A 25,083-nucleotide genomic window follows, 5' to 3' on the forward strand; every position below is an offset into this window, starting at 1 on the left:
GATGCTGGTCCTGCCCGCCGAGCTGACCCAGGCGCATGCGCCGGCCTGCTCGCGCATGCTGGCGCAAGCCTTGCGTGCCGAGCCGCAGCAGCAGGTGGTGGCCGACGCCTCGGCCCTGCTGCAGTTCGATTCCTCGGCGCTGGCCGTGCTGCTGGAATGCCGGCGCGAGGCGCTGGCGCTCGGCAAGCAGTTCGGGGTGGCCCACATGCCGGCCCGGCTGCAGGAACTCGCCGGCGTGTACGGCGTGGCGGAGTTGCTGGCGCCGCCGGCATCCGGATAGCGGGGCATCGCTCCCCGCGCCAGCGCCGCCGGGGTCCACCGCCTAAAATGGCGGGCTTCCCATGCCCGCGATCTCCTTCCAGTCCGTCAGCAAGACCTTCGCATTGCCGCGCGGCAGCTTCACCGCCCTGCACGGGGTCGGTTTCGACATCGAGGAGGGCGAGTTCTTCGGCCTGCTCGGCCCCAACGGCGCCGGCAAGACCACGCTGATCAGCATCCTGGCGGGGCTGGCGCGCGCCAGCTCCGGCCGCGTCTCGGTGCGGGGGTTCGACGTGCAGTCCGACTACGCACAGGCGCGGCGGCAGCTGGGGATCGTGCCGCAGGAGCTGGTGTTCGATCCCTTCTTCACGGTGCGCGAGGCGCTGCGCATCCAGTCCGGCTACTTCGGCCTGCGCAACAACGATGCCTGGATCGGCGAGCTGCTGGACAGCCTGGGGCTGGCCGACAAGGCGGGCGCCAACATGCGCCAGCTCTCGGGCGGCATGAAGCGGCGCGTGCTGGTGGCCCAGGCGCTGGTGCACAAGCCGCCGGTGATCGTGCTGGACGAGCCCACCGCCGGCGTCGACGTGGAGCTGCGCCAGACCCTGTGGCAGTTCATCGCCCGCCTGAACCGGCAGGGCCACACCGTGCTGCTGACCACGCACTACCTGGAGGAAGCCGAAGCCCTGTGCGGCCGCATCGCGATGCTCAAGGCCGGGCGGGTGGTGGCCCTGGAGCGCACCAGCGACCTGCTGCGGTCCGCCTCCAGCAACGTGCTGCGCTTCAAGGTGGACAGCGCGCTGCCGGCGGCGTTCGCGCAGAAGGCGCGCGTCACCGGCCGCATCGTGCAGCTGCCGGCGCGCGACGCCAACGAGATCGAGGAGCACCTCGCCGCCATCCGCCGCGCCGGCCTGCGGGTGGAAGACGTGGAGATCCGCAAGGCCGACCTGGAGGACGTGTTCCTCGATGTGATGGCGGCTCGGGGCGAACAGGTGGCGGCGTGAGCACGGGCCGTCCACCCGAGGGAGCCCAGCGCGCCGCCCAGCGCGGCAGCCACCCCGCGGCTGCGCCGGGCGGCTGGCAGACCCTGCTGTACAAGGAGATCCTGCGCTTCTGGAAGGTGGGCTTCCAGACGGTGGCGGCGCCGATCCTCACGGCCATGCTGTACCTGCTGATCTTCGGCCACGTGCTCGAGGGACGGGTCAAGGTGTACGACCGCATCGCCTACACCGACTTCCTGGTGCCGGGGCTGGTGATGATGAGCGTGCTGCAGAACGCCTTCGCCAACAGCTCCTCGTCGCTGATCCAGAGCAAGATCATGGGCAACCTGGTGTTCGTGCTGCTCACGCCGCTGTCGCACTGGAGCTGGTTCGTGGCCTACGTGGGCTCCTCGATCGTCCGCGGCCTGGCGGTCGGCATGGGCGTCCTGCTGGTCACCGTCTCGTTCGCGCGGCCCAGCTTCGTGGCGCCGCTGTGGATCGTCGTCTTCGGGCTGCTGGGCGCCGGCATGCTGGGTGCGCTGGGGCTGATCGCCGGGCTGTGGGCCGAGAAGTTCGACCAGATGGCCGCCTTCCAGAATTTCCTCATCATGCCGATGACCTTCCTGTCCGGCGTGTTCTATTCCATCCACTCGCTGCCGCCGTTCTGGCAGGCGGTGAGCCGCCTCAACCCCTTCTTCTACATGATCGACGGCTTCCGCTACGGGTTCTTCGGCGTCAGCGACGTCTCGCCCTGGCTGAGCCTGGCCATCGTGGGCAGTGCCATGCTGGCCGTCAGCGCCGTTGCCGTGCACCTGCTGCGCATCGGCTACAAGATCCGAGGATGACCGCCATGACCGCCGACGACCTGCATTCCCTCATCGCCTCCGGGCTGCCCTGCCAACACCTCGAAGTCGAGGGCGACGGCCGCCACTGGGCCGCGCTGATCGTCTCGGCCGAATTCGAGGGCAAGCGCCCGGTGCAGCGGCACCAGCGGGTGTACGCCGCCCTGGGCGGCAAGATGGAGTCGGACGAGGTGCACGCCCTGTCCATGACCACCCTGACGCCGGCCGAATGGGCCGAGCGCCGCGAGCCGGACTGAGATGGACAAGCTGCTGATCCGCGGCGGCCGGCCCCTGCGCGGCGAAGTGCGCATCTCGGGCGCCAAGAACGCGGCCCTGCCCGAGCTGTGCGCGGCGCTCCTCACCGATGAGCCGGTCACGCTGGAGAACGTGCCGCGCCTGCAGGACGTGGCCACCATGCTCAAGCTGATCCGCAACATGGGCGTGGACGCCGAGCGGGCGGACGAAGACCGGGTGCGCATCGACTCGCGCGGGCTGAGCTCGCCGGAGGCGCCCTACGAGCTGGTCAAGACCATGCGCGCCTCGGTGCTGGCCCTCGGCCCGCTGCTGGCCCGCTTCGGCGAAGCCACGGTGTCGCTGCCGGGCGGCTGTGCGATCGGCTCGCGCCCCGTCGACCAGCACATCAAGGGCCTGCGGCAGATGGGTGCCGAGATCGTGGTCGAGCACGGCTACATCATCGCGAAGCTGCCCAAGGGGCGCGAGCGCCTGCACGGCGCCAGCATCACCACCGACATGGTGACGGTGACCGGCACCGAGAACTTCCTGATGGCCGCGTCGCTGGCCGAGGGGGAGACCGTGCTGGAGAACGCGGCGCAGGAGCCGGAGGTCGGCGACCTGGCCGAGATGCTGATCGCCATGGGCGCGAAGATCGAAGGCCACGGCACACGCCGCATCCGCGTCGAGGGCGTGCCGCGGCTTTCGGGCGGCACGCACCGGGTGGTGGCCGACCGCATCGAGGCCGGCACCTTCCTGTGCGCCGTGGCCGCCACCGGCGGCGAGGTGCTGCTGCGGCACGGCCGCGCCGACCACCTGGAGGCGGTGATCGAGAAGCTGCGCCAGGCCGGCGCCGAGATCGGCGCGGTGCAAGAGGGCATCCGCATCCGCTGCAAGGGGCGGCTGAAGGCGCAGGCCTTCCGCACCACCGAGTACCCGGGCTTTCCCACCGACATGCAGGCGCAGTTCATGGTCCTGAACGCCATCGCCGAAGGCGCCTCGCACGTGACCGAGACCATCTTCGAGAACCGCTTCATGCACGTCAACGAGCTGGTGCGGCTGGGCGCAAGGATCCAGGTCGACGGCAAGGTGGCGCTGGTCGAGGGCGTGCCTCGGCTGTCCGGCGCCACCGTGATGGCGACCGACCTGCGCGCCTCGGCCAGCCTGGTGATCGCCGGGCTGGTGGCCGAAGGCGAGACCCTGGTCGACCGCATCTACCACCTGGACCGCGGCTACGACCGGATGGAAGACAAGCTGCGCGCCCTGGGCGCCGACATCGAGAGGCTGCACGCATGATCACCCTCGCACTGTCCAAGGGCCGCATCTTCGACGAGACGCTGCCGCTGCTGCAGGCGGCCGGCATCCAGGTGCTGGAGGACCCGGAGAAGTCCCGCAAGCTGATCCTGCCGACCAACCGCGACGGGCTGCGCGTGGTCCTGGTGCGGGCCACCGACGTGCCGACCTACGTGCAATACGGCGGCGCCGACCTCGGCGTGACCGGGCTGGACACCCTGATCGAGCACGGCGACCAGGGCCTGTACCAGCCGCTGGACCTGGGCATCGCCCGCTGCCGCGTCAGCGTGGCGGTGCGCGCCGACTTCGACTATGCCCACGCCGTGCGGCAGGGCTCGCGGCTGCGCGTGGCCACCAAGTACGTGTCCATTGCACGCGACTTCTTCGCCGCCAAGGGCGTGCACGTGGACCTGATCAAGCTGTACGGCAGCATGGAGCTGGCGCCGCTCACCGGGCTGGCCGACGCCATCGTGGACCTGGTGTCCACCGGCGGCACGCTCAAGGCCAACAAGCTGGTCGAGGTCGAGCGCATCATGGACATCAGCGCCCGGCTGGTGGTGAACCAGGCCGCCCTCAAGCTCAAGCAGGCTCCCATCCGGGACCTGATCGCCGTTTTCCGCCGCGCCACGGAGCCGGCCGCCGCATGACCGACCCCACCGCCCGCCCCTTGCGCCTGTCCACCGCCGATGCCGGTTTCGAAGCCGCCTTCCAGGCCCGCCTGCATTGGTCGGACGAGACCGATTCGCAGGTCGAGCAGGCCGTCGCGAGCATCCTCGAGGCCGTCCGCCGCCGCGGCGACGAGGCGGTGCTGGAGTTCACGCGCCGCTTCGACGACCTGCAGGCCGACAGCGTGGCGGCGCTGCAGCTGTCGCCCGCCGAACTGAAGGCCGCGTTCGATTCGCTGCCCGCGCCGCGTCGCCAGGCGCTGGAGGCGGCAGCGGCACGCATCCGCAGCTACCACGAGGCGCAGAAGCGCGCCGGCGGCGAGAGCTGGAGCTACCGCGAGCCCGACGGCACGCTGCTCGGGCAAAAGGTCACGCCGCTGGACCGGGTCGGCATCTACGTGCCGGGCGGCAAGGCCGCCTATCCGTCCTCGGTGCTGATGAACGCCATCCCGGCCCATGTCGCCGGCGTGGGCGAGATCGTCATGGTGGTGCCGACGCCGCGCGGCGGGAAGAACCCGCTGGTGCTGGCGGCCGCGCACGTGGCCGGCGTCACCCGCGTCTTCACCATCGGCGGCGCACAGGCGATCGGCGCGCTGGCCTGGGGCACCGCCACGGTGCCGCGGGTGGACAAGATCACGGGCCCGGGCAACGCCTACGTCGCCAGCGCCAAGCGTCGCGTGTTCGGGCAGGTCGGCATCGACATGATCGCCGGCCCCAGCGAGATCCTGGTGCTGGCCGACGGCAGCACGCCGGCCGACTGGGTGGCCATGGACCTGTTCTCGCAGGCCGAGCACGACGAGCTGGCCCAGAGCATCCTGCTGTGCCCCGATGCGGCCTACATCGACGAGGTGCAGGCCCAGATCGATCGCCTGCTGCCGCAGATGCCGCGCCGGGACATCATCGCCCGGTCGCTCAATGGCCGTGGCGCGCTGATCCACACCCGCGACATGGCGCAGGCCTGCGACATCAGCAACCGGATCGCCCCGGAGCACCTGGAGATCGCCAGCCGCGAGCCGCATCGCTGGGAGCCACTGCTGCGCCACGCCGGCGCGATCTTCCTGGGCGCCTTCACCAGCGAAAGCCTGGGTGACTACTGCGCCGGCCCCAACCACGTGCTGCCCACCAGCGGCACGGCGCGTTTTTCCAGCCCGCTGGGCGTGTTCGATTTCCAGAAGCGCAGCAGCCTGATCGAGGTCAGCGAAGCGGGCGCGCAGCGGCTCGGGCGCATCGCGTCCGAACTGGCGCACGGCGAGGGCCTGCAGGCCCATGCGCGTGCCGCCGAGATGAGGCTCAAGCCATGACGACATCCCCGCTGCCGCCACGGCTCGCCCGCCTGATCCGCCAGGACGTGCAGGGCATGCATGCCTACGCCGTCCAGCCGTCCGCAGGGCTGGTCAAGCTCGACGCCATGGAGAACCCGCACCGGCTGCCCCCGCAGCTGCAGCGCGCGCTCGGCGAGCGGCTCGGGGCGGTGGCGCTCAACCGCTACCCGGCCGACCGCATCGGGGTGTTGCGGGATGCGCTGGCCCGGCACGCCCGGGCGCCGCAGGGCTTCGGCCTGATGCTGGGCAACGGCTCGGACGAGCTGATCTCCTTGCTGGCCATGGCCTGCGACGTGCCCGGCGCCTCCATCCTGGCGCCGGTCCCCGGCTTCGTGATGTACGCGATGAGCGCGCAGCTGCAGGGCCTGAAGTTCATCCCGGTGGACCTGACGCCCGACTTCGAGCTGGACGAGGCCGCCATGCTGGCCGCCATCGAACGGCACCGGCCCTCCATCGTGTACCTGGCCTACCCCAACAACCCGACCGCCAACCTGTGGAACGACGCGGCGATCGAGCGCATCGTGCAGGCTGCGCCCGGCCTGGTGGTGATCGACGAGGCCTACCAGCCCTTTGCGAGCCGCAGCTACCTCGACCGGCTGCCCCACCACCCGCACGTGCTGCTGATGCGCACCCTGAGCAAGTTCGGGCTGGCTGGCGTGCGCATCGGCTACCTGATCGGCCCGCAGGCGCTGGTGGCCGAGATCGACAAGGTCCGGCCGCCCTACAACGTGAGCGTGCTCAACTGCGAGGCGGCACTGTTCGCGCTGGAGCACGCGGAGGTGTTCGCGCAGCAGGCCGCCGACATCCGGCGCGAGCGCGACCGCCTGCTGCAACGGCTGGCCGCGCTGGCGCCGCTGAAGGCCTGGCACAGCGATGCCAACATGATCCTGGTGCGCGTGCCCGACGCCGGCCGCACCTTCCAGGCCATGAAGGCCCGCGGCGTGCTCGTCAAGAACGTTTCTACAATGCATCCCTTGCTGGCCAACTGCCTGCGCCTGACCGTCGGCACCGCCGAGGAGAACGCGCAGATGCTGGAGGCCCTGCAGGCCAGTCTATGAGTACCGACCGCATCGCCGAGATCACCCGCAACACCGCCGAGACGCGCATCCGCGTGCGCGTCAACCTCGACGGCAGTGGCCAGGCACGCCTGGCCACCGGCATCGGGTTCTTCGACCACATGCTCGACCAGATCGCCCGCCACGGCCTGATCGACCTGGACGTCCAGGCCGAGGGCGACCTGCACATCGACGGCCACCACACGGTGGAGGACGTGGGCATCAGCCTCGGGCAGGCCGTTGCCAAGGCCGTAGGCGACAAGAAGGGCATCCGCCGCTACGGCCACGCCTACGTGCCGCTGGACGAGGCGCTGTCGCGCGTGGTGATCGATTTTTCCGGCCGCCCCGGCCTGGTCATGGACGTGCCGTTCCGCAGCGCCATGATCGGCACCTTCGACAGCCAGCTGGCGCACGAGTTCTTCCAGGGCTTCGCCAACCACGCCTTCGTGACGCTGCACATCGACAACCTGCGCGGCCAGAACGCGCACCACCAGTGCGAGACCGTGTTCAAGGCCTTTGCCCGGGCACTGCGCGCCGCGGTGGAATTCGATCCCCGCGCGGCCGGCACCATCCCCTCCACCAAAGGCGCACTGTAATTTCCTGCCCGGGCAGCCGGGCGTCTCGAGCCAGATGAATTCGGTAGCGGTCGTCGACTACGGCATGGGCAACCTGCGGTCGGTCTCGCAGGCGGTGGCCCACGCGGCCCGCGGCAGCGGCTTGCAGGTGGTGATCACCGGGCGTCCCGAAGCGGTGCGCGCGGCCGAACGCGTCGTGCTGCCCGGCCAGGGCGCCATGCCCGATTGCATGCGCGAGCTGCGTGAATCGGGCCTGCTGCCGGCGGTGCTGGAGGCCGCGGCCGCCAAGCCGCTGTTCGGCGTCTGCGTGGGCATGCAGATGCTGCTCGATCGCAGCGAGGAAGGCCCCAGCGACGGCCTGGGCCTCATCCCCGGCGAGGTGCGGCGGTTCCGGCTGGAAGGGCGGCTGCAGCCCGATGGCAGCCGCTTCAAGGTGCCGCAGATGGGCTGGAACCGGGTCTGGCAGGCCCGGCCCCACCCGCTGTGGGAAGGCATCGCCGATGGCGCCTGGTTCTATTTCGTCCACAGCTACTACGCCTGCCCGTCGGATGCGCGCCACAGCGCCGGCGAGACCGACTACGGCGGCCGCTTTACCGCCGCGCTGGCCCGCGATAATATTTTTGCGACCCAGTTCCACCCCGAGAAAAGCGCCGACGCCGGCCTGGCCCTGTACCGCAATTTCCTGCGCTGGAATCCCTGACGCCCCGCGGGCGCGGCGCGCAGCCCCCGTTTTCCCACGCCGACAACCTCCCCCGATGCTTCTCATCCCCGCGATCGACCTGAAGGACGGGCATTGCGTGCGCCTCAAGCAAGGCGACATGGACCAGGCCACCACCTTCAGCGAGGACCCCGCCGCCATGGCCCGCCACTGGCTGTCCAGGGGAGCCCGGCGGCTGCACCTGGTGGACCTGAACGGCGCCTTCGCCGGCAAGCCGCAGAACTTCGCCGCCATCCGTTCCATCCTCAAGGCGGTGGGCGACGACATCCCGGTGCAACTGGGCGGCGGCATCCGCGACCTGGACACGATCGAGAAGTACATCGACGGCGGCCTGCGCTACGTGATCATCGGCACCGCCGCCGTCAAGAACCCGGGCTTCCTGAAGGATGCCTGCAGCGCGTTCGGCGGCCACATCATCGTGGGCCTGGACGCCAAGGACGGCAAGGTCGCCACCGACGGCTGGAGCAAGCTGACCGGCCACGAGGTGGTCGACCTGGCCCGCAAGTTCCAGGACTGGGGCGTCGAATCCATCGTCTACACCGACATCGGCCGCGACGGCATGCTCACCGGCATCAACGTCGAGGCCACCGTCAAGCTGGCGCAGTCGCTGACCATCCCGGTCATCGCCTCCGGCGGCCTCTCCGGCCTGGCCGACATCGAGAAGCTGTGCGCGGTCGAGGATGAGGGCATCGAGGGCGTGATCTGCGGCCGCGCCATCTATTCCGGCGACCTCGACTTCGTCCAGGCGCAGGCCCGGGCCGACGAGATCGGCGCATGACGCATCGACGCCGGCTGCCGCCGCCATCGATGCATGACGAATGACAGATGACGAATGACTGACGCGTCATTCGTCATCGACGCCGCGCAGCGGCGGAGGTCATTCGTCATTTCCTAGAATCGACGCATGCTCGCCAAGCGCATCATCCCCTGCCTCGACGTCACCGGCGGCCGGGTCGTCAAGGGCGTCAACTTCGTCGAACTGCGCGATGCCGGCGACCCGGTGGAGATCGCCGCCCGCTACAACGAGCAGGGTGCCGACGAGCTGACCTTCCTGGACATCACGGCCACCAGCGATGCCCGCGACCTGATCCTGCCCGTGATCGAAGCGGTGGCTTCGCAGGTGTTCATCCCGCTGACGGTGGGCGGCGGCGTGCGGACCGTGGAAGACGTGCGCCGGCTGCTCAACGCCGGCGCCGACAAGACCAGCTTCAATTCGGCCGCCATCGCCAACCCGGACGTGATCAGCGCGGCGTCCGGCAAGTACGGCTCGCAGTGCATCGTGGTGGCCATCGACGCCAAGCGGCGGACCGGCGGCGACGAGGCCGACCGCGGCCCCGGCTGGGACGTCTACAGCCACGGCGGGCGCCGCAATACCGGGCTGGACGCGGTCCGGTGGGCGGTCGAGATGGCCGGCCGGGGCGCCGGCGAGATCCTGCTGACCAGCATGGACCGCGATGGCACCAAGACGGGCTTCGACCTCGAACTGACGCGCGCGGTCAGCGATGCGGTGCCGGTGCCGGTGATCGCCTCCGGCGGCGTCGGCAACCTCGACCACCTGGCCGACGGCGTGCAGCAGGGCGGGGCCGACGCCGTGCTGGCCGCCAGCATCTTCCATTTCGGCGAGTACACCGTCGCCCAGGCCAAGGCCCACATGGCCGGGCGCGGCATTCCGGTGCGCACCTGAGGGTGGCCGCCCGGATGGCCGACAATGCGGCCATGGATTGGCTCGACCAGGTCAAGTGGGACAGCGCCGGACTGGTGCCGGTGATCGCGCAGGAGCAGGCCACCGGCGACGTGCTGATGTTCGCCTGGATGGACCGCGAGGCGCTGCGCAAGACCGCCGAACTGGGGCGGGCCGTGTATTTCAGCCGCTCGCGCCAGCGCCTGTGGTTCAAGGGCGAGGAATCCGGCCACGTGCAGCAGGTCCATGAGATCCGCCTGGATTGCGACGGCGACGTGCTGCTGCTGAAGGTCACGCAGCTGGGTCACGACCCGTCGATCGCCTGCCACACCGGCCGTCACAGCTGTTTCTTCCGGCGACAGGAAGGCGGGCGCTGGGTTGGCGTCGAGCCGGTCTTGAAGAACCCGTCCGAGATCTACACCTGAATGCCATGAGCGCCAACGACTCCCTGGCCCGGCTGGCCGCCGTGATCGAAAGCCGCAAGCCCGGCCGCGGCGGCGATCCGGATCGCAGCTACGTCGCGCGCCTGCTGCACAAGGGCCCCGACGCCTTCCTCAAGAAGATCGGCGAGGAGGCCACCGAGGTGGTGATGGCCGCCAAGGACTGCGACCGCGGCGGCGACCCGGCGCGGCTGGTGGGCGAGGTGGCCGACCTGTGGTTCCACAGCCTGGTGGCGCTGGCGCACTACGGCCTGTCGCCGGCCGACGTGATCGCCGAGCTGGAGCGCCGCGAAGGCACCAGCGGCATCGAGGAAAAGGCATTGCGCAAGGCGCGCGAGCGCGAAGGAGCAGGGCAATGAGCGAAACCGACTTCAGCGCATTCGAGCGCAAGGAGCCGGGCGACCGCACGGTCATGCACGTGCTGTACGGCATGCACACCTTTGCGCCGTTCACCTACTGGGTGCTGGCGGTGATCGCCATGGTGGTCAACTACATCCGGCGCGCCGACGAGCTCGATGCGGTCTACGCGGCCCACCACAACTACATGATCGCCACCTTCTGGTGGAGCCTGCTGTGGCTGGTGGTGACGGCGCCGCTGTACCTGCTGCTGTTCCTGCCCGGCTTCATCGCGCATGCGCTGGTGGGCCTGTGGTACCTGTATCGCTGCATCCGCGGCTGGCTGCGCTTCACCGACGGCCGCCCTCCCCGCTGAAAGCCATGAGCCAAGCCGACCCCAACTGCCTTTTCTGCAAGATCGTCGAGGGCAAGATCCCCTCGCGCAAGGTGTACGAGGACGAGGAGATCTTCGTCTTCCACGACATCCACCCGTGGGCGCCGGTCCACTTCCTGATGGTCCCGAAGCAGCACGTGACGTCGCTCGCGCACGTGGCCGACGAGCACGCGCCGCTGCTGGGGCGCATGCTGGCCCTGGCGCCGCGCCTGGCCTTGCAGGAGGGGTGCCGTCCCTACCCCGATGGGGGCCACCGGGTGGTGATCAACACCGGGGCCGAAGGCGGACAGGAAATCCACCACCTGCACGTGCACGTGATGGGCGGCCCCCGGCCCTGGCTCAAAGGCTGAAACGCCGCCTGCCCTCCCGGGCGCATCCGCGTTCCGCGCGGGCCGCCCGACTAAAATCAGCACATTCATACAGGAGTTGATCCATGGGTTCCATTTCCATCTGGCACTGGCTGATCGTGCTGCTGATCGTGGTGCTGGTGTTCGGCACCAAGAAGCTGAAGAACATGGGGTCCGACCTCGGCGGCGCCGTCAAGGGCTTCAAGGACGGCATGCGCGACGGCTCGACCCCGGACGAGGCGGTGCCGCCAGCCGGCCAGGTCGCCAACAAGCCATCGGGCAGCGCCGACAAGACGACCATCGACGTCGAGGCCCGCAACAAGTCGTGAGGCGAGGCGAGGGCGCTGCGGGGTGATCGACCTCGGCCTATCCAAGATGGCGCTGATCGGGGTGGTGGCGTTGATCGTCATCGGCCCCGAGAAGCTGCCGCGCGTCGCCCGCACGGTCGGCACGCTGCTGGGCAAGGCCCAGCGCTACGTCAATGACGTCAAGGCGGAAGTCAACCGCTCGATGGAGCTCGACGAGCTTCGCAAGATGAAGGAAAACGTGGAGACGGCCGCCCGCGACGTCGAGCAGTCGGTGCGCTCGGGCGCCGCCGACTTCGAGAAGGAGTGGTCCGACGCCGTGGGCCCATCCTCGCCGGCCCTCCAGGAGCCGCCTTCCTATCCGGAATACCGCCATCCGCGCAAGAAATGGCGCCTCAAGCAGGGCGCCACCCCGCACTGGTACAAGGCCCGCAACGGCATCCGTACCCGCGCGCTTTCGGGCGCCGCCCGCGTGGCACGCTACCGCCCGAAGAAGTTCGACTGATGTCCCAGCCCGAAAAGGAAGACGAACTCGCCGGCACCGAGCAGCCCTTCGTCGCCCACCTGGTGGAGCTGCGCGACCGGCTGCTCTACTGCGTCTACGGCATCGCGCTGGCCGTCATCGCGCTGGCGATCTGGCCCGGCCCCAACGGGCTGATCGACTTCATCGCGCAGCCGATCCGCGCCCACATGCCGCCCGACACCAAGCTGATCGCGGTCGGCGTGTTCTCGCCGTTCTTCGTGCCGCTGAAGGTGCTGCTGATGGTGGCGGTGCTGGTGGTGCTGCCCTGGCTGATGTACCAGGCCTGGTCCTTCGTGGCCCCCGGCCTGTACAGCCACGAGCGGCGCTTCGCGCTGCCGCTGATCATCTTCGGCAGCCTGCTGGCCTACGCCGGGATCGGCTTCGTGCAGTTCTTCGTGCTCGACCGCATGTTCGGCTTCATCCAGGGGTTCACGCCCGACAGCGTGGCGGCCACGCCGGACATCGCCTCCTACGTCGAGGCCATCCTGTCGCTGTACCTCGCGTTCGGACTGGCCTTCCAGGTGCCGATCGTGGTGATGCTGCTGGTGCGCTTCGACATGGTGTCGATCGCCAAGCTGAAGGAGTTCCGCGGCTACTTCATCGTGGTGGCGTTCGTGATCGCGGCGGTCGTCACCCCGCCCGACGTCATCTCGCAGCTGGCCCTGGCCATTCCCATGGTCATCCTCTACGAGGTGGGCATCGTCGGGGCCCGGTGGTTCGTCAAGGTCTCGCGCGCCCCGGAGGACGACTCGGAAGCCGAGAAGGCGTCCTGAGCGCCGGCCGGCGGCAGCCCCGCTTGCGGCCCTAGCGCACCATCGCGCGCGGCCGGGGCCGCTCGCCGGGCGTGACGTTCAGCTCCAGCGCTTCGTTCCGGCGCTGGACCTTGAAGGCGGCCGGGGTGCCCGGCTTGAGCGCCGCCACCGTCGTGAGCAGTTCCGACACGTTGGCGATCGGCTTGCCGGCCACGTCGACGATCACGTCGCCCGGCCGCAGCCCGGCCTGGGCGGCCGGCCCGTTCTGCAGCACGCCGGTCACCAGCACGCCGTGCCGGGCCTTGACCCCGAAGGTCTCCATCAGGTCGGGCGACAGGTCGGCCGGCTCCACGCCGATCCAGCCGCGCCGCACCACGCCCTCCTTGACGATGCCCTCCAGCACCTGCTTGGCGGTGGACACGGGGATGGCGAAGCCGATGCCCATGCTGCCGCCCGAGCGGGAGTAGATCGCGGTGTTGACGCCCATCAGCTGTCCGTTGACGTCGACCAGGGCACCGCCCGAGTTGCCGGGGTTGATGGCGGCGTCGGTCTGGATGAAGTTCTCGAAGGTGTTGATGCCCAGCTGGTTGCGACCCAGCGCACTGACGATGCCGCTGGTGACGGTCTGGCCGACGCCGAACGGATTGCCGATGGCCAGCACCTGGTCGCCCACCTGCAGCGAATCGGAGTTGCCCAGCGTGATCACCGGCAGCCGGTCGAGCGTGATCTTGAGCACGGCCAGGTCGGTTTCGGGATCGGTGCCGATCACCTTGGCCTGGGCGGTGCGCGAGTCGTTGAGGGTGACCTCGATCTCGTCGGCGCCCTCGACCACGTGGTTGTTGGTGAGGATGTAGCCCTCGGGGCTGATGATGACGCCGCTGCCCAGGCCGACCTGCGGCTGGCCGCCCTGGTCGCCGAAGAAGAAGCGGAACCAGGGGTCATTCAGCTGCGGGTGGCTGGGCGGCGCCTTGCTGGTGTTGATGCTGACGACGGCCGCGGACGCGCGCTGCGCCGCCTGGCGGAAACTGCCCACCGGCGGCGGCGCATGGGCGGGCGTCGGGGCTTCCACCAGCGCCACCCCGGTGTGGGTGGTCACGGAGGCCCCGCGCAGCCAGTCCGGCTTGAGCGTGGCCACCACGAACCAGGCGGCCAGGACGAGGGTGACGGCCTGGGAAAAGAGGAGCCAGTAACGGCGCATGGAAACACGGCGAGCGGAACAAGCCGCCAGTGTAGACGGCGGCATCGTGGCGCGCTCCTCCATCGGCGCCTCCGCTGCGCATGAGCAGCGAAGGCGCGGCGGCTGCTCCACAATCGGGATTTCGCCTCTGCCCATGACCACGCGACAGCAACTGGCCGACGCCTTCGATGCCCTGCTCGAGCCGGCGCGCTTCAAGGACTACGGCCCCAACGGGCTGCAGGTCGAGGGCCGCGCCGCCGTGCGGCGCATCGTCTCCGGGGTCACCGCCAGCCGGGCCCTGATCGAGGCCGCCATTGCCGCGCAGGCCGACGCGCTGCTGGTCCACCACGGGCTGTTCTGGCGTGGCCAGGACGGGCGCGTCACCGGCTGGATGAAGCAGCGGCTGGCCCTGCTGCTGCAGCACGACATCAACCTGTTCGCCTACCACCTGCCGCTGGACGCGCACCCCGAGCTGGGCAACAACGCGCAGCTCGGCCGGGTGCTGGGCCTGCAGGCACAGGCCCGGTTCGGCGACCAGGACCTCGGGTTCCTGGGCGCACGCGTGCAGGAGGGGCCATTCGCCGGGCCGCGCGCGCTGGCCGACCACGTGCAGCAGGCGCTCGGCCGGCCCGTGACCCTGGTCGAGGGCGGGGACGGCCCGATCGGCCGCATCGCCTGGTGCACCGGCGGCGCCCAGGGCTGGTTCGAAGCGGCCATCGCGGCCGGCGCGCAGGCCTTCATCACCGGCGAGATCTCCGAGCCGCAGGCGCACTACGCACGCGAGTGCGGGGTGAGCTTCCTCGCCTGCGGCCACCATGCGACCGAGCGTTACGGCGCCCCGGCCGTGGCCGCCCACGTGGCGGCGCAGCTGGGCCTGGAGCACCGCTTCGTCGACATCGACAACCCGGCATGAGCGCGGCGCAGGGCAGGGCGGCCAGGCCGCTGGCGATCACCCAGGGCGATCCGGCCGGGATCGGCGGCGAGATCATTGCCCGCCTGTTCCGTGACGCGCCGGGCGACCTGGCCGGATGCTTCGTGGCCGGCGAGTTGATGCACCTGCGCCGGGCCAGCGTAGCGGCCGCGGGCGAGGGGCAGCTTGCCTTGCCGGTGGCGGTGATCGGCGACCCGGCCGAAGCCTTCGCCGTCCCGCCGCAGTGCATTCCGCTGCTGCCGACCAGCCCGGCGCACGCGCTGGTGCGCTGGGGGCAGGTCGATGCGGCAGCCGGCCGCATCGCCGCCGAGGCCGTCACCTGGGCCGCCGACGCCGCCCTGCGCGGCGAGATCGCCGGCCTGGTCACGGCGCCGCTGCACAAGGAAGCGCTGGCCGCCGCGGGGGTGCCCTTCCCCGGGCACACGGAGTTGCTGCAGGCGCGGTGCGCGGCCCATGCCGGCTGCCCGATCGACCGGATGCCGGTGCGCATGATGCTGGCCAGCGACGAGTTGCGCACGGTGCTGGTGAGCATCCACGTGTCGCTGCGCGAGGCGATCGAGGCCGTGACCCGGGAGGGCGTGCTGCAGTCGCTGCGCATCGCGCATGCCTCGCTCTCGGGGCTGCTCGGGCGCGCGCCGCGCATCGCGGTGGCCGGACTCAACCCGCACGCGGGCGAGGGTGGGCTGTTCGGCCGCGAGGAGGCCGACGCGATCGCGCCGGCCATCGCCGCGGCGCGGGCCGAGGGAATCGACGCGTCCGGCCCCTGGGCTCCCGACACGGTGTTCATGCGGGCCCGCGCCACGCCGCAGCGGCCGGGCGAGTTCGACGTGGTGCTGGCCATGTACCATGACCAGGGGCTGATCCCGGTCAAGTACCTGGGCGTGGACAAGGGCGTCAACGTCACGCTGGGGCTGCCCCTGGTGCGCACCAGCCCCGACCACGGCACCGCCTTCGACATCGCCGGCACCGGCCGGGCCGACCCGGCCAGCCTGCTGGCGGCGGTGCGGATGGCGCGGCGACTCGCCGGCGCCTGACCTATTTCCCGCGCAGGCTGTCGCGGATCTCGCGCAGCAGGACGATGTCCTCGGGCGGTGCCGCCGGCGCGGCTGCAGCCGGCTCGGCCTGGGCGCGCTTGAGGCGGTTGATCTGCTTGACCATCAGGAAGACGATGAAGGCCAGGATCGCGAAGTTCACCACCACGGTGACGAAGCTGCCCCAGGCGAATACCGGCACGCCGGCCCTGTTCAGGTCGGCCAGGGTGCGCGGCACCCCTTCCGGGATGCGGCCCAGCACGACGAACAGGTTCGAGAAGTCCAGGTTGCCGCCGACGACCGAGACCACCGGCATGATGACGTCCTTGACCAGCGAATCGACGATCTTGGTGAACGCAGCGCCGATGATCACGCCGACCGCCAGGTCGATGACGCTGCCCTTGACCGCGAATTCGCGGAATTCCTTCAGCATTCCCATTCGTTGACCCTCCGCAACACAGGCGCGAGTATCGCCTGAGGCAGGCGCGCGCACCACGCCGGCTGCAGTGGAATCGCCCCGATACGCTCCGCTACAATCACTGGTTGACCTTCCAAGCGATCTCCCCCGAGGACCCCATGAGTGACACCCCACTGGACACCAGCAAGCGGACGTGGCTGATCGCGTCCGGCTGCGCTGGCGCGGCAGGCGCTGCTTTCACTGCCGTTCCCTTCGTGGCCAGCTTCCAGCCGTCCGAGCGCGCCAAGGCCGCCGGCGCGCCGGTGGAAGTGGACATCGCGGCGCTCAAGCCGGGCGAGAAGGTGACGGTCGAGTGGCGCGGCAAGCCGGTGTGGATCCTCAAGCGCACGCCCGAGATGCTGGCCTCGCTGGAGAAGACCCAGCCGGAGGTCGCCGACCCCGATTCCGAGCGCACCGCCTATCCGACGCCCGAGTACGCGAAGAACCAGTACCGCTCGATCAAGCCCGAGGTGTTCGTCGCCGTCGGCATCTGCTCGCACCTGGGCTGCTCGCCCACCGACAAGCTGCAGCCGGGTCCGCAGCCCTCGCTGCCCGACGACTGGAACGGCGGGTTCCTGTGCCCCTGCCACGGCTCCACCTTCGACCTGGCCGGCCGCGTCTTCAAGAACAAGCCCGCGCCCGACAACCTGGAAGTGCCCCCGTACATGTACCTGTCGGACACCCGCCTGCTGATCGGCGAAGACAAGAAGGCCTGAGCGGGGAAGCACGATGGCTGAATTCAAGGAAATCTCCCCCAACGCCAGCATGGGCGCCAAGCTCACGAACTGGTTCGAGAACCGCTTCCCGACCGCCTTCTCCGAGTACGAGAAGCACATGTCGGGCTACTACGCGCCGAAGAACTTCAACGCCTGGTACTTCTACGGCTCGCTGTCGCTGCTGGTGCTGGTGATCCAGATCGTCACCGGCATCTTCCTGGTGATGCACTACAAGCCCGACGCGAACCTCGCGTTCGCCTCGGTCGAGTACATCATGCGCGACGTGCCCTGGGGCTGGCTGGTGCGCTACATGCACTCCACCGGCGCGTCGGCGTTCTTCATCGTCGTCTACCTGCACATGTTCCGCGGGCTGATGTACGGCAGCTACCGCAAGCCGCGCGAGCTGGTCTGGCTGTTCGGCTGCGCCATCTTCCTGGTGCTGATGGCCGAGGCCTTCATGGGCTACCTGCTGCCCTGGGGCCAGATGTCCTACTGGGGCGCGCAGGTGATCGTCAACCTGTTCTCCGCCATCCCCTTCATCGGCCCCGACCTGGCGCTGCTGATCCGCGGCGACTACGTGGTGAGCGACGCCACGCTGAACCGCTTCTTCAGCTTCCACGTGATCGCGGTGCCGCTGGTGCTGCTCGGCCTGGTGGTGGCGCACCTGCTGGCGCTGCACGACGTCGGCTCGAACAACCCCGACGGCATCGAGATCAAGGGCCCGAACGCCCCGATGGACGCCAACGGCAAGCCGCTGGACGGCATCCCGTTCCATCCCTACTACACGGTGCATGACATCGTGGGCGTGTCGGTGTTCCTGATGCTGTTCAGCGCCGTCATCTTCTTCGCGCCCGAGTTCGGCGGCTACTTCCTGGAGTACAACAACTTCATCCCGGCCGACCCGCTGAAGACGCCGCCGCACATCGCCCCGGTGTGGTACTTCACGCCGTTCTACTCGATGCTGCGTGCCATCACCAGCGAGATGATGTACGCGCTGGTGCTGTGCGTGGTGGCGGCCGCGGCCTTCGGCTTCATGAAGTCGCGCATGACCATGGGCGGCAAGGTCGCCACCGCGGTGGTCGCGGCGATCGCCATCGCGCTGATGCTGGCGATCGACGCCAAGTTCTGGGGCGTGGTGGTGATGGGCGGCTCGGTGCTGATCCTGTTCTTCCTGCCCTGGCTGGACAAGAGCCCGGTCAAGTCGATCCGCTACCGCCCGGACTGGCACAAGTGGGTCTATGGCGCGTTCGTGGTGATCTTCCTGGTGCTCGGCTACCTCGGCGTGCAGCCGGTGACGCCGCTCTTCACGCGGATGGCGCAGGTCGGCACGCTGCTGTACTTCGGCTTCTTCCTGCTGATGCCCTGGTGGAGCCGGCTGGGCGAGTTCAAGCCGGTGCCCGACCGCATCACCTACGCCGCGCACTGACCGGGACAAGACCGAAATGAAAAAGCTTCTCCTCTCCCTGGCGCTGTCGGTGGCGGCGCTGCTGCCGGTCGTGCCCGCCCATGCGGCCACCCAGGGGATCGCCTGGGACAAGGCGCCCGAGATGACGAACGACCTGCCCTCGCTGCAGACCGGCGCGAAGCTGTTCGTCAACTACTGCCTGGGCTGCCATTCGGCCTCGTTCATGCGCTACAACCGCCTGCGCGACATCGGCCTGACCGAGCAGCAGATCAAGGACAACCTGCTGTTCACCACCGACAAGGTGGGCGACACCATGAAGGCCGCGATCGATCCGAAGCAGGCCAAGGACTGGTTCGGCGCCAACCCCCCCGACCTGACCCTGGTGGCGCGTTCGCGCTCGGGCGCCGGGGGCACCGGTGCCGACTACCTGTATACCTTCCTGCGCACCTTCTACCGCGACCCGAGCCAGGCCACCGGCTGGAACAACCTGGTGTTCCCCGCCGTGGGCATGCCGCATGCCCTGTGGCAACTGCAGGGCGAGCGCGAGCCGGTGTTCGAGAAGGTCAGCGAGCACGGCCACGACGTGCAGGTGTTCAAGGGCTGGAAGCAGGTCAGCCCCGGCACGATGACACCGGCCGAGTACGACGCGGCGGTGGCCGGCCTGGTGGGCTACCTGCAGTGGATGGCCGAGCCGGCGCAGAACACGCGGGTGCGCGTGGGCGTGTGGGTGCTGCTGTTCCTGCTGGGCTTCACCGTGATCGCCTGGCGACTGAACGCCGCGTTCTGGAAAGACGTCAAATAGCCGGGAAACGCCGCCCCGCCGCGCGGGGCACGCGCCCTCGAAGGACACGGCCGGCTGTGCGCCGGCCGTGTTTTCAATTTCTTAGGAGCTACCAGCCATGATGGTGCTGTACTCGGGAACCACCTGCCCCTTCTCCCACCGCTGCCGGTTCGTGCTGTTCGAAAAAGGCATGGACTTCGAGATCCGCGACGTCGACCTGTACAACAAGCCGGAAGACATCAACGTCATGAACCCCTACGGCCAGGTCCCCATCCTGGTCGAGCGCGACCTCATCCTGTACGAGTCGAACATCATCAACGAGTACATCGACGAGCGCTTCCCGCACCCGCAGCTGATGCCGGGCGACCCGGTCGACCGCGCACGCGTGCGGCTGTTCCTGCTCAACTTCGAGAAGGAGCTGTTCACCCACGTCAGCACGCTGGAGGCGCGCAGCAACAAGGGCAACGAGAAGGCGCTGGAGAAGGCGCGTTCGCACATCCGCGACCGGCTGACCCAGCTGGCCCCGGTGTTCCTGAAGAACAAGTACATGCTGGGCGAGAACTTCTCGATGCTCGACGTGGCCATCGCCCCGCTGCTGTGGCGCATGGACTACTACGGGATCGAGTTGTCCAAGAATGCAGCCCCGTTGCTCAAGTACGCCGAGCGCATCTTCTCGCGACCGGCGTACATTGAGGCCCTGACGCCGTCCGAGAAGGTGATGCGCAAGTAAAGAGCAGGAGGCGGCAAGCCGCAGCGATGAACGCACTGGAGTCCACCTCGACGCGCCCGTACCTGATCCGGGCGCTGTACGACTGGTGCACCGACAACGGCCTGACGCCGTATGTTGCGGTGCACGTGGACGAAACCGTCCAGGTGCCGCGCGAGTACGTGAAGAACGGCGAGATCGTCCTGAACATCAGCTTCGACGCGACCAGCTCGCTCAAGCTGGGCAACGAGTTCATCGAGTTCAAGGCGCGTTTCGCCGGCAGCGCCCGCGAGATCATGGTGCCCGTCAACCGGGTGATCGCGATCTATGCGCGCGAGAACGGGCAGGGCATGGCCTTCCCGGTGCCTGCATCCGGTACGCCGGCGCCGCGGCCCTCGCCGCTCACCAGCGTGGCCGCGGCCGGCTCCTCGCCGGAGCAGGAGGGCAAGGTGGTGCAGCTGGTCAATCCCGACGTCGCGGGCGACGGCGCCGGGCCCGAGACCGAGCCCCCCAAACCGCCTTCCGGCCCCCGCCCCGCCCTCAAGCGCATCAAGTGACGTGCAAGCCAGCTCCGCTGGCGTAGCACGTCATCCCGGCGAGCAAAGCGAAAGCCGGGATCCAGGTCCCGATTGCAGCTCCGCTGGCGCAGCACATCATCCCCCCGAGCAAAGCGAAAGCCGGGATCCAGAGTCCCGATTGCAGCTCCGCTGGCGCAGCACGTCATCCCGCGTCCAGAGTTCGCGAGCCGGTCGGCAAGCACCCGCAGCACCACCCTAGAATCCCCCCAAGCCGATTTAGCTCAGTGGTAGAGCAACCGCCTTGTAAGCGGTAGGTCGTCCGTTCAATCCGGACAATCGGCACCAGTGCCGCGCCAGGCGGTGGCCCGCGCCACATCCGGTTACAGCTCAGCCGGGGCGCGCTTGGACCTTGATCCGGATTGCGGTAACCTGCCAGCCCCGGCTGCACAGATGAGCTTGAAGGGCAGGCAGCACCTGCCTGAGCTTGGCGGCCGCGGCGCTGCCCTCCACGAGCAGGCACCAGGCCGACCCGTCGATCGGGCCGGCCTTGACCCGGTGGCGCAGCGTGGCGGGGATCAACGATTCGACCGCCCGGAGCCGCTCTGCGGACTCGCGCGCCAGCTGCGCCAGCCTCGCCAGCGTCGGCGAGTCGTCGGCGGCCTGGAGCACGGTCACGGGATGCAGGCGGCGGTTCACGGGTGGCAGTGGAGAGGGGGCGGGAGTGCACTTCATTATCACGGACGCGTGGCTCGCGAAGAGCCGCGCCATCCACCTGAGCGGCCCTCGGCTGCTGCTCGCGCTGACCGGGCTGTCACTGGCCCTGATGCTGTCGGCCGCGCTGCTGTACCACTGGGTGTTCCTCAAGGGCGCGCGCGAAGGCTGGCCGGTGGTCGGCACGCTGGTGCGGCTGATCGTCAAGGACGAGTTCGAACAGCGCGACCGCTACCTGCGCGAGAACCTCGATGCCATGGCGCGCCGCCTGGGCGAGATGCAGGCCAAGCTGGTCCAGCTGGAGGCGCTGGGCGAGCGGGTGTCGGGGCTGGCCGGGCTCAACCCGGCCGAGATCAAGGGCACGCCCGGCCGCGGCGGGGTGCTGGTGCCGGGCCGGCCGCTCTCCATGGACGAGCTCGACCGCACCCTGGCTGAACTGGACGCGCTGGCCGAGCACGACTCCGACCTGCTCACCGTGGTCGAGTCGCGCCTGTTCGACCAGAAGGTGCGTCGCATGATGATCCCGACCCAGCACCCGGTCGAAGGCCCGCTCGGTTCGGCCTTCGGGTGGCGCATCGACCCCTTCACCGGCCGCTCGGCCCTGCACACCGGGCTGGACTTCGAAGCCCAGTCCGGCACCCCCATCCTTGCCGCCTCGGGCGGCGTGGTGGTCGCGCAGGAGCTGCACCCGGCCTACGGCCAGATGATCGAGGTCGACCACGGCAACGGCCTGGTGACCCGCTACGCTCACGCCTCGCGCACATGGGTCCGCAAGGGCGACCTGGTCAGGCGCGGCCAGAAGATCGCCGAAGTCGGCAGCACCGGGCGCTCGACCGGGCCGCACCTGCACTTCGAGGTGCTGGTGCAGGGCGTCCCGCAGGACCCGCAGAAGTTCCTGCGGGCCGGCGCCGAGGTGGCGGCGGCCCCCGCGGCGGCGGCGCGCGGCAAGCGAAGCACCGCTGCGGCCCGGCAGTAAAATCGTCCCCTTTGCCGCCCGGCCGGTGCTTGCATCGCCGCGCGGCATCCCCACCTGCTGCAGCACAACAAGGATTGCGCTGCCCTGCCGGCCTTTCGCGGCCCGGACGGGCGGCACCGCGTTCATGGCCACCAAGAACTTCCTCACCCAGATCTTCGGCTCCCGCAACGACCGGTTGCTCAAGCAGTACCGGCGCACCGTGGCCCAGATCAACGCACTGGAGCCGCAGCTGGAGCAGCTGGACGACGAGCAGCTGCGCGCCAAGACCCGGGAGTTCAAGGACCGCGTGGCCGGCGGCGAGTCGCTCGACGCCATCCTGACCGAGGCTTTCGCGGTGGTGCGCGAAGGCTCCAAGCGCGTCATGAAGATGCGCCACTTCGACGTGCAGCTGGTCGGGGGCATCGCACTGCACCAGGGCAAGGTCGCGGAGATGCGCACCGGCGAGGGCAAGACCCTCACGGCCACGCTGCCGGTGTACCTGAACGCGCTGGCCGGCAAGGGCGTGCACGTGGTGACCGTGAACGACTACCTGGCCAACCGCGACGCGCAGTGGATGGGGCGGCTGTACAACTTCCTCGGGCTGACCGTCGGGGTCAACCTGCCGCAGATGCCGCGCGAGGAGAAGCAGGCTGCCTACGGCGCCGACATCACCTACGGCACCAACAACGAGTACGGCTTCGACTACCTGCGCGACAACATGGTCTACGAGCCGGCCGACCGGGTGCAGCGCGGGCTGAACTACGCCATCGTCGACGAGGTGGACTCGATCCTGATCGACGAGGCGCGCACGCCGCTGATCATCAGCGGCCAGGCGGAGGACCATACCGAGCTGTACATCGCGATGAACCAGGTCGTGCCGCTGCTGCAGCGGCAGGAGGGCGAAGCCGACCCGCGCACCGGCGAAGGCGTCATCAAGCCCGGTGACTTCACGGTCGACGAGAAGGCGCACCAGGTCTACCTCACGGAGATCGGCTACGAGAACGCCGAGCGCATCCTTGCCGAGCGCGGGCTGATCCCGGCCGGCGCGTCGCTGTACGACCCGGCCAACATCACGCTGGTGCACCACCTGTACGCGGCGCTGCGGGCCAAGCACCTGTACCACCGCGACCAGCACTACGTGGTGCAGCGCGGCGAGGACGGCCGGCCCGAGGTGGTGATCGTCGACGAGTTCACCGGCCGCCTGATGTCGGGCCGGCGCTGGAGCGACGGCCTGCACCAGGCGGTGGAGGCCAAGGAAGGCGTGCCGATCCAGGCCGAGAACCAGACGCTGGCGTCGATCACCTTCCAGAACTACTTCCGCCTGTATGCCAAGCTCGCCGGCATGACCGGCACGGCCGACACCGAGGCCTACGAATTCCAGGAGATCTACGGCCTGGAGACGGTGGTGATCCCGCCCAACAAGCCGAGCCGACGCGACGACCAGCTCGACCGCGTCTACAAGACCACGCGCGAGAAATACGCCGCCGCGATCCAGGACATCCGCGAATGCTTCGAGCGCGGCCAGCCGGTGCTGGTGGGCACCAGCTCGATCGAGAACTCCGAGGTCATCGACAAGCTGCTGGACAAGGAAGGCCTGCCGCGCCAGGTGCTCAACGCCAAGCAGCACGCGCGCGAGGCCGACATCGTGGCCCAGGCCGGGCGCCCGAAGATGATCACCATCGCCACCAACATGGCGGGCCGCGGCACCGACATCGTGCTGGGCGGCAACGTGGAGAAGGCGATCGAGGCGGTCGAGGCCGACGACAGCCTGGACGCGGCAGCGAAGCAGCAGAAGATCGCGGCCCTGCGCGAGGCCTGGGAAAAGGACCATGCCCGGGTGGTCCAGCAGGGCGGCCTGCGCATCATCGCGACCGAGCGGCACGAGTCGCGCCGCATCGACAACCAGCTGCGCGGCCGCTCCGGCCGCCAGGGCGACCCCGGCTCCTCGCGCTTCTACCTGAGCCTGGACGACCCGCTGATGCGCATCTTCGCGGGCGACCGGGTCAAGGCGATCATGGACCGCCTGAAGATGCCCGACGGCGAGGCCATCGAGGCGGGCATCGTCACCCGCAGCATCGAGAGCGCGCAGCGCAAGGTCGAGGGCCGCAACTTCGATATCCGCAAGCAGCTGCTCGAGTACGACGACGTCGCCAACGACCAGCGCAAGGTGATCTACCAGCAGCGCAACGACATCATGGACGCGGCCGACCTGGGCCCGCAGATCGCGGCGCTGCGCGAGGGCTGCTTCACCGACCTGGTGCGCCAATACGTGCCGTCCGAGTCGGTGGAGGAGCAGTGGGACATCGCCGGGCTGGAAAAGGCCCTGGCGGACGACTGGGGCATCCAGCTGCCGCTGGGCCAGCAGGTGCAGGAGTCCAGCGCCATCAGCGACGAGGACATCCTCGAGAAAGTGCTGCAGGCCGCGCACGAGGCGTTCGACCGCAAGGTGGCGGAGATCGGCGCCGAGAACTTCACCCAGTTCGAGCGCATCGTGCTGCTGCAGAGCATCGACACCCACTGGCGCGAGCACCTCGCCGCGCTCGACTACCTGCGCCAGGGCATCCACCTGCGCGGCTACGCGCAGCAGCAGCCCAAGCAGGAATACAAGCGCGAGGCGTTCGAGTTGTTCGGCCAGCTCCTCGATTCGGTCAAGAACGAGGTCACCAAGGTGCTCATGACGGTGCGGGTGCAGTCCGGCGCCCAGCTGGAGCAGGCCGCCGAAGACCTGGAGGAGCGCGCCGAACGCATCACCAACGTCACCTACACGGCGCCCAACGAGACCGGCGAGGCCGAGAGCCGGCTCGACGAGAGCACCGCCGCGTCGCGCCCGACGGCGGCGGCCGCCGCCGTCGCCGCCGGAGCCGTCCCGCGCGTGGGTCGCAACGATCCCTGCCCGTGCGGCAGCGGCAAGAAGTACAAGCATTGCCACGGCCGGCTGGCCTGAGGGCCGCAGCGCGACGGCCGGCGCTCGCGCCGCA

31 protein-coding genes and 1 tRNA gene are annotated in these 25,083 nt (G+C 69.4%); 29 read left to right on the forward strand and 3 right to left on the reverse strand.

Annotated elements, in window-relative coordinates; translation table 11 throughout:
• Position 1: 1 nt before the first annotated feature.
• The 19 genes from V6M57_RS02545 (at position 2) to tatC (ending at position 12,738) form a co-directional block, all read left to right on the forward strand.
• Entirely contained in the window at positions 2-280 is a 279-nt protein-coding gene (locus tag V6M57_RS02545) for an STAS domain-containing protein (RefSeq protein WP_332813405.1), read from the forward strand.
• A 61-nt stretch (positions 281-341) separates the two neighbouring features.
• Entirely contained in the window at positions 342-1,262 is a 921-nt protein-coding gene (locus tag V6M57_RS02550) for an ABC transporter ATP-binding protein (RefSeq protein WP_332813406.1), read from the forward strand.
• 83 nt (positions 1,263-1,345) lie between these two features.
• Positions 1,346-2,083 (forward strand): ABC transporter permease, encoded by a 738-nt coding sequence (locus V6M57_RS02555; protein ID WP_332813542.1) that lies wholly within the window; start codon positions 1,346-1,348, stop codon positions 2,081-2,083.
• A gap of 5 nt (positions 2,084-2,088) precedes the next feature.
• Positions 2,089-2,337: a BolA family protein gene (locus tag V6M57_RS02560; RefSeq protein WP_332813407.1), complete on the forward strand. Its 249-nt coding sequence runs from the start codon at positions 2,089-2,091 to the stop codon at positions 2,335-2,337.
• 1 nt (position 2,338) lies between these two features.
• On the forward strand, positions 2,339-3,607 hold the full coding sequence (murA, locus tag V6M57_RS02565) for a UDP-N-acetylglucosamine 1-carboxyvinyltransferase (RefSeq protein WP_332813408.1): 1,269 nt from the start codon (positions 2,339-2,341) through the stop codon (positions 3,605-3,607).
• On the forward strand, positions 3,604-4,251 hold the full coding sequence (gene hisG, locus V6M57_RS02570; RefSeq protein ID WP_332813409.1) for an ATP phosphoribosyltransferase: 648 nt from the start codon (positions 3,604-3,606) through the stop codon (positions 4,249-4,251). The genes murA and hisG overlap by 4 nt, the downstream gene beginning before the upstream one ends.
• Complete coding sequence (gene hisD, locus V6M57_RS02575) at positions 4,248-5,570, forward strand: histidinol dehydrogenase (protein ID WP_332813410.1); 1,323 nt, start codon at positions 4,248-4,250, stop codon at positions 5,568-5,570. Before hisG ends, hisD begins: the two co-directional genes overlap by 4 nt.
• Complete coding sequence (gene hisC / locus V6M57_RS02580) at positions 5,567-6,649, forward strand: histidinol-phosphate transaminase (protein WP_332813411.1); 1,083 nt, start codon at positions 5,567-5,569, stop codon at positions 6,647-6,649. Before hisD ends, hisC begins: the two co-directional genes overlap by 4 nt.
• Entirely contained in the window at positions 6,646-7,242 is a 597-nt protein-coding gene (gene hisB / locus V6M57_RS02585; RefSeq protein ID WP_332813412.1) for an imidazoleglycerol-phosphate dehydratase HisB, read from the forward strand. The genes hisC and hisB overlap by 4 nt, the downstream gene beginning before the upstream one ends.
• 34 nt (positions 7,243-7,276) lie before the next feature.
• Positions 7,277-7,921, forward strand: a complete 645-nt coding sequence (gene hisH / locus V6M57_RS02590) for an imidazole glycerol phosphate synthase subunit HisH (protein WP_332813413.1) — start codon at positions 7,277-7,279, stop codon at positions 7,919-7,921.
• 55 nt (positions 7,922-7,976) lie between these two features.
• Positions 7,977-8,717: a 1-(5-phosphoribosyl)-5-[(5-phosphoribosylamino)methylideneamino]imidazole-4-carboxamide isomerase gene (gene hisA, locus V6M57_RS02595; RefSeq protein WP_332813414.1), complete on the forward strand. Its 741-nt coding sequence runs from the start codon at positions 7,977-7,979 to the stop codon at positions 8,715-8,717.
• A gap of 126 nt (positions 8,718-8,843) precedes the next feature.
• Positions 8,844-9,623, forward strand: a complete 780-nt coding sequence (hisF, locus tag V6M57_RS02600) for an imidazole glycerol phosphate synthase subunit HisF (protein ID WP_332813415.1) — start codon at positions 8,844-8,846, stop codon at positions 9,621-9,623.
• Between the two features lie 32 nt (positions 9,624-9,655).
• Positions 9,656-10,045, forward strand: coding sequence for a phosphoribosyl-AMP cyclohydrolase (gene hisI, locus V6M57_RS02605; protein WP_332813416.1), 390 nt, complete (start codon positions 9,656-9,658; stop codon positions 10,043-10,045).
• Positions 10,046-10,050: 5 nt separating this feature from the next.
• Positions 10,051-10,419, forward strand: a complete 369-nt coding sequence (locus V6M57_RS02610) for a phosphoribosyl-ATP diphosphatase (RefSeq protein ID WP_332813417.1) — start codon at positions 10,051-10,053, stop codon at positions 10,417-10,419.
• Positions 10,416-10,772, forward strand: a complete 357-nt coding sequence (locus tag V6M57_RS02615; RefSeq protein WP_332813418.1) for a DUF4870 family protein — start codon at positions 10,416-10,418, stop codon at positions 10,770-10,772. The genes V6M57_RS02610 and V6M57_RS02615 overlap by 4 nt, the downstream gene beginning before the upstream one ends.
• A gap of 5 nt (positions 10,773-10,777) precedes the next feature.
• Entirely contained in the window at positions 10,778-11,140 is a 363-nt protein-coding gene (locus V6M57_RS02620) for a histidine triad nucleotide-binding protein (protein WP_332813419.1), read from the forward strand.
• 83 nt (positions 11,141-11,223) lie between these two features.
• On the forward strand, positions 11,224-11,466 hold the full coding sequence (tatA, locus tag V6M57_RS02625; protein WP_332813420.1) for a Sec-independent protein translocase subunit TatA: 243 nt from the start codon (positions 11,224-11,226) through the stop codon (positions 11,464-11,466).
• Between the two features lie 22 nt (positions 11,467-11,488).
• Positions 11,489-11,947 carry a Sec-independent protein translocase protein TatB gene (gene tatB / locus V6M57_RS02630; RefSeq protein WP_332813421.1) on the forward strand — a complete coding sequence of 153 codons (459 nt, stop codon included), beginning with the start codon at positions 11,489-11,491 and terminating at the stop codon, positions 11,945-11,947.
• A complete protein-coding gene (gene tatC, locus V6M57_RS02635) occupies positions 11,947-12,738 on the forward strand; it encodes a twin-arginine translocase subunit TatC (RefSeq protein ID WP_332813422.1) in 792 nt (263 codons plus the stop codon). The genes tatB and tatC overlap by 1 nt, the downstream gene beginning before the upstream one ends.
• 31 nt (positions 12,739-12,769) lie before the next feature.
• Here tatC and V6M57_RS02640 read toward each other — a convergent pair whose 3' ends face one another.
• Positions 12,770-13,915, reverse strand: a complete 1,146-nt coding sequence (locus V6M57_RS02640) for a S1C family serine protease (RefSeq protein ID WP_332813423.1) — start codon at positions 13,913-13,915, stop codon at positions 12,770-12,772.
• A 133-nt stretch (positions 13,916-14,048) separates the two neighbouring features.
• On the opposite strand from V6M57_RS02640, the gene V6M57_RS02645 reads away from it, so the two are divergent.
• Both V6M57_RS02645 and pdxA read left to right on the forward strand, forming a co-directional pair.
• Complete coding sequence (locus tag V6M57_RS02645; RefSeq protein ID WP_332813424.1) at positions 14,049-14,807, forward strand: Nif3-like dinuclear metal center hexameric protein; 759 nt, start codon at positions 14,049-14,051, stop codon at positions 14,805-14,807.
• The gene (gene pdxA / locus V6M57_RS02650; protein WP_332813425.1) at positions 14,804-15,859 is read left to right on the forward strand and encodes a 4-hydroxythreonine-4-phosphate dehydrogenase PdxA; all 1,056 of its coding nucleotides are present in this window, start codon (positions 14,804-14,806) and stop codon (positions 15,857-15,859) included. The genes V6M57_RS02645 and pdxA overlap by 4 nt, the downstream gene beginning before the upstream one ends.
• Position 15,860: 1 nt before the next feature.
• Here the strand turns inward: pdxA and mscL are convergent, their stop codons facing one another.
• Positions 15,861-16,295 carry a large conductance mechanosensitive channel protein MscL gene (gene mscL, locus V6M57_RS02655; protein ID WP_332813426.1) on the reverse strand — a complete coding sequence of 145 codons (435 nt, stop codon included), beginning with the start codon at positions 16,293-16,295 and terminating at the stop codon, positions 15,861-15,863.
• A 137-nt stretch (positions 16,296-16,432) separates the two neighbouring features.
• On the opposite strand from mscL, the gene petA reads away from it, so the two are divergent.
• The 6 genes from petA (at position 16,433) to V6M57_RS02685 (ending at position 20,784) form a co-directional block, all read left to right on the forward strand.
• The gene (gene petA / locus V6M57_RS02660; protein ID WP_332813427.1) at positions 16,433-17,029 is read left to right on the forward strand and encodes a ubiquinol-cytochrome c reductase iron-sulfur subunit; all 597 of its coding nucleotides are present in this window, start codon (positions 16,433-16,435) and stop codon (positions 17,027-17,029) included.
• A 13-nt stretch (positions 17,030-17,042) separates the two neighbouring features.
• A complete protein-coding gene (locus tag V6M57_RS02665; RefSeq protein WP_332813428.1) occupies positions 17,043-18,455 on the forward strand; it encodes a cytochrome b in 1,413 nt (470 codons plus the stop codon).
• A 16-nt stretch (positions 18,456-18,471) separates the two neighbouring features.
• Complete coding sequence (locus V6M57_RS02670) at positions 18,472-19,236, forward strand: cytochrome c1 (RefSeq protein WP_332813429.1); 765 nt, start codon at positions 18,472-18,474, stop codon at positions 19,234-19,236.
• A gap of 97 nt (positions 19,237-19,333) precedes the next feature.
• Positions 19,334-19,945: a glutathione S-transferase N-terminal domain-containing protein gene (locus tag V6M57_RS02675; protein WP_324918091.1), complete on the forward strand. Its 612-nt coding sequence runs from the start codon at positions 19,334-19,336 to the stop codon at positions 19,943-19,945.
• Between the two features lie 26 nt (positions 19,946-19,971).
• Positions 19,972-20,478 carry a ClpXP protease specificity-enhancing factor gene (locus V6M57_RS02680; RefSeq protein WP_332813430.1) on the forward strand — a complete coding sequence of 169 codons (507 nt, stop codon included), beginning with the start codon at positions 19,972-19,974 and terminating at the stop codon, positions 20,476-20,478.
• Positions 20,479-20,709: 231 nt separating this feature from the next.
• Positions 20,710-20,784: transfer RNA gene (locus V6M57_RS02685), tRNA-Thr, on the forward strand.
• Positions 20,785-20,826: 42 nt separating this feature from the next.
• On the opposite strand, the gene V6M57_RS02690 is transcribed toward V6M57_RS02685, so the two are convergent.
• Positions 20,827-21,135, reverse strand: a complete 309-nt coding sequence (locus tag V6M57_RS02690; RefSeq protein ID WP_332813431.1) for a hypothetical protein — start codon at positions 21,133-21,135, stop codon at positions 20,827-20,829.
• Between the two features lie 25 nt (positions 21,136-21,160).
• On the opposite strand from V6M57_RS02690, the gene V6M57_RS02695 reads away from it, so the two are divergent.
• Both V6M57_RS02695 and secA read left to right on the forward strand, forming a co-directional pair.
• A complete protein-coding gene (locus tag V6M57_RS02695; protein ID WP_332813432.1) occupies positions 21,161-22,126 on the forward strand; it encodes a M23 family metallopeptidase in 966 nt (321 codons plus the stop codon).
• Between the two features lie 124 nt (positions 22,127-22,250).
• Entirely contained in the window at positions 22,251-25,049 is a 2,799-nt protein-coding gene (secA, locus tag V6M57_RS02700) for a preprotein translocase subunit SecA (RefSeq protein WP_332813433.1), read from the forward strand.
• Positions 25,050-25,083: the final 34 nt, after the last annotated feature.

Origin of the sequence: Ramlibacter sp. (genome assembly GCF_036676645.1) — a bacterium.
In the GTDB taxonomy this organism is placed as follows: Bacteria; Pseudomonadota; Gammaproteobacteria; order Burkholderiales; family Burkholderiaceae_C; genus Ramlibacter.

Bases quoted from the DNA above. Each gene is read 5' to 3' on its own strand.
- V6M57_RS02545 (WP_332813405.1), top strand. From the start codon at position 2: ATGCTGGTCCTGCCCGCCGAGCTGACCCAGGCGCATGCGCCGGCCTGC.
- V6M57_RS02550 (WP_332813406.1), top strand. From the start codon at position 342: ATGCCCGCGATCTCCTTCCAGTCCGTCAGCAAGACCTTCGCATTGCCG.
- V6M57_RS02560 (WP_332813407.1), top strand. From the start codon at position 2,089: ATGACCGCCGACGACCTGCATTCCCTCATCGCCTCCGGGCTGCCCTGC.
- murA (WP_332813408.1), top strand. From the start codon at position 2,339: ATGGACAAGCTGCTGATCCGCGGCGGCCGGCCCCTGCGCGGCGAAGTG.
- hisG (WP_332813409.1), top strand. From the start codon at position 3,604: ATGATCACCCTCGCACTGTCCAAGGGCCGCATCTTCGACGAGACGCTG.
- hisD (WP_332813410.1), top strand. From the start codon at position 4,248: ATGACCGACCCCACCGCCCGCCCCTTGCGCCTGTCCACCGCCGATGCC.
- hisC (WP_332813411.1), top strand. From the start codon at position 5,567: ATGACGACATCCCCGCTGCCGCCACGGCTCGCCCGCCTGATCCGCCAG.
- hisB (WP_332813412.1), top strand. From the start codon at position 6,646: ATGAGTACCGACCGCATCGCCGAGATCACCCGCAACACCGCCGAGACG.
- hisH (WP_332813413.1), top strand. From the start codon at position 7,277: ATGAATTCGGTAGCGGTCGTCGACTACGGCATGGGCAACCTGCGGTCG.
- hisA (WP_332813414.1), top strand. From the start codon at position 7,977: ATGCTTCTCATCCCCGCGATCGACCTGAAGGACGGGCATTGCGTGCGC.
- hisF (WP_332813415.1), top strand. From the start codon at position 8,844: ATGCTCGCCAAGCGCATCATCCCCTGCCTCGACGTCACCGGCGGCCGG.
- hisI (WP_332813416.1), top strand. From the start codon at position 9,656: ATGGATTGGCTCGACCAGGTCAAGTGGGACAGCGCCGGACTGGTGCCG.
- V6M57_RS02610 (WP_332813417.1), top strand. From the start codon at position 10,051: ATGAGCGCCAACGACTCCCTGGCCCGGCTGGCCGCCGTGATCGAAAGC.
- V6M57_RS02615 (WP_332813418.1), top strand. From the start codon at position 10,416: ATGAGCGAAACCGACTTCAGCGCATTCGAGCGCAAGGAGCCGGGCGAC.
- V6M57_RS02620 (WP_332813419.1), top strand. From the start codon at position 10,778: ATGAGCCAAGCCGACCCCAACTGCCTTTTCTGCAAGATCGTCGAGGGC.
- tatA (WP_332813420.1), top strand. From the start codon at position 11,224: ATGGGTTCCATTTCCATCTGGCACTGGCTGATCGTGCTGCTGATCGTG.
- tatC (WP_332813422.1), top strand. From the start codon at position 11,947: ATGTCCCAGCCCGAAAAGGAAGACGAACTCGCCGGCACCGAGCAGCCC.
- V6M57_RS02640 (WP_332813423.1), bottom strand. From the start codon at position 13,915: ATGCGCCGTTACTGGCTCCTCTTTTCCCAGGCCGTCACCCTCGTCCTG.
- V6M57_RS02645 (WP_332813424.1), top strand. From the start codon at position 14,049: ATGACCACGCGACAGCAACTGGCCGACGCCTTCGATGCCCTGCTCGAG.
- pdxA (WP_332813425.1), top strand. From the start codon at position 14,804: ATGAGCGCGGCGCAGGGCAGGGCGGCCAGGCCGCTGGCGATCACCCAG.
- mscL (WP_332813426.1), bottom strand. From the start codon at position 16,295: ATGGGAATGCTGAAGGAATTCCGCGAATTCGCGGTCAAGGGCAGCGTC.
- petA (WP_332813427.1), top strand. From the start codon at position 16,433: ATGAGTGACACCCCACTGGACACCAGCAAGCGGACGTGGCTGATCGCG.
- V6M57_RS02665 (WP_332813428.1), top strand. From the start codon at position 17,043: ATGGCTGAATTCAAGGAAATCTCCCCCAACGCCAGCATGGGCGCCAAG.
- V6M57_RS02670 (WP_332813429.1), top strand. From the start codon at position 18,472: ATGAAAAAGCTTCTCCTCTCCCTGGCGCTGTCGGTGGCGGCGCTGCTG.
- V6M57_RS02675 (WP_324918091.1), top strand. From the start codon at position 19,334: ATGATGGTGCTGTACTCGGGAACCACCTGCCCCTTCTCCCACCGCTGC.
- V6M57_RS02680 (WP_332813430.1), top strand. From the start codon at position 19,972: ATGAACGCACTGGAGTCCACCTCGACGCGCCCGTACCTGATCCGGGCG.
- secA (WP_332813433.1), top strand. From the start codon at position 22,251: ATGGCCACCAAGAACTTCCTCACCCAGATCTTCGGCTCCCGCAACGAC.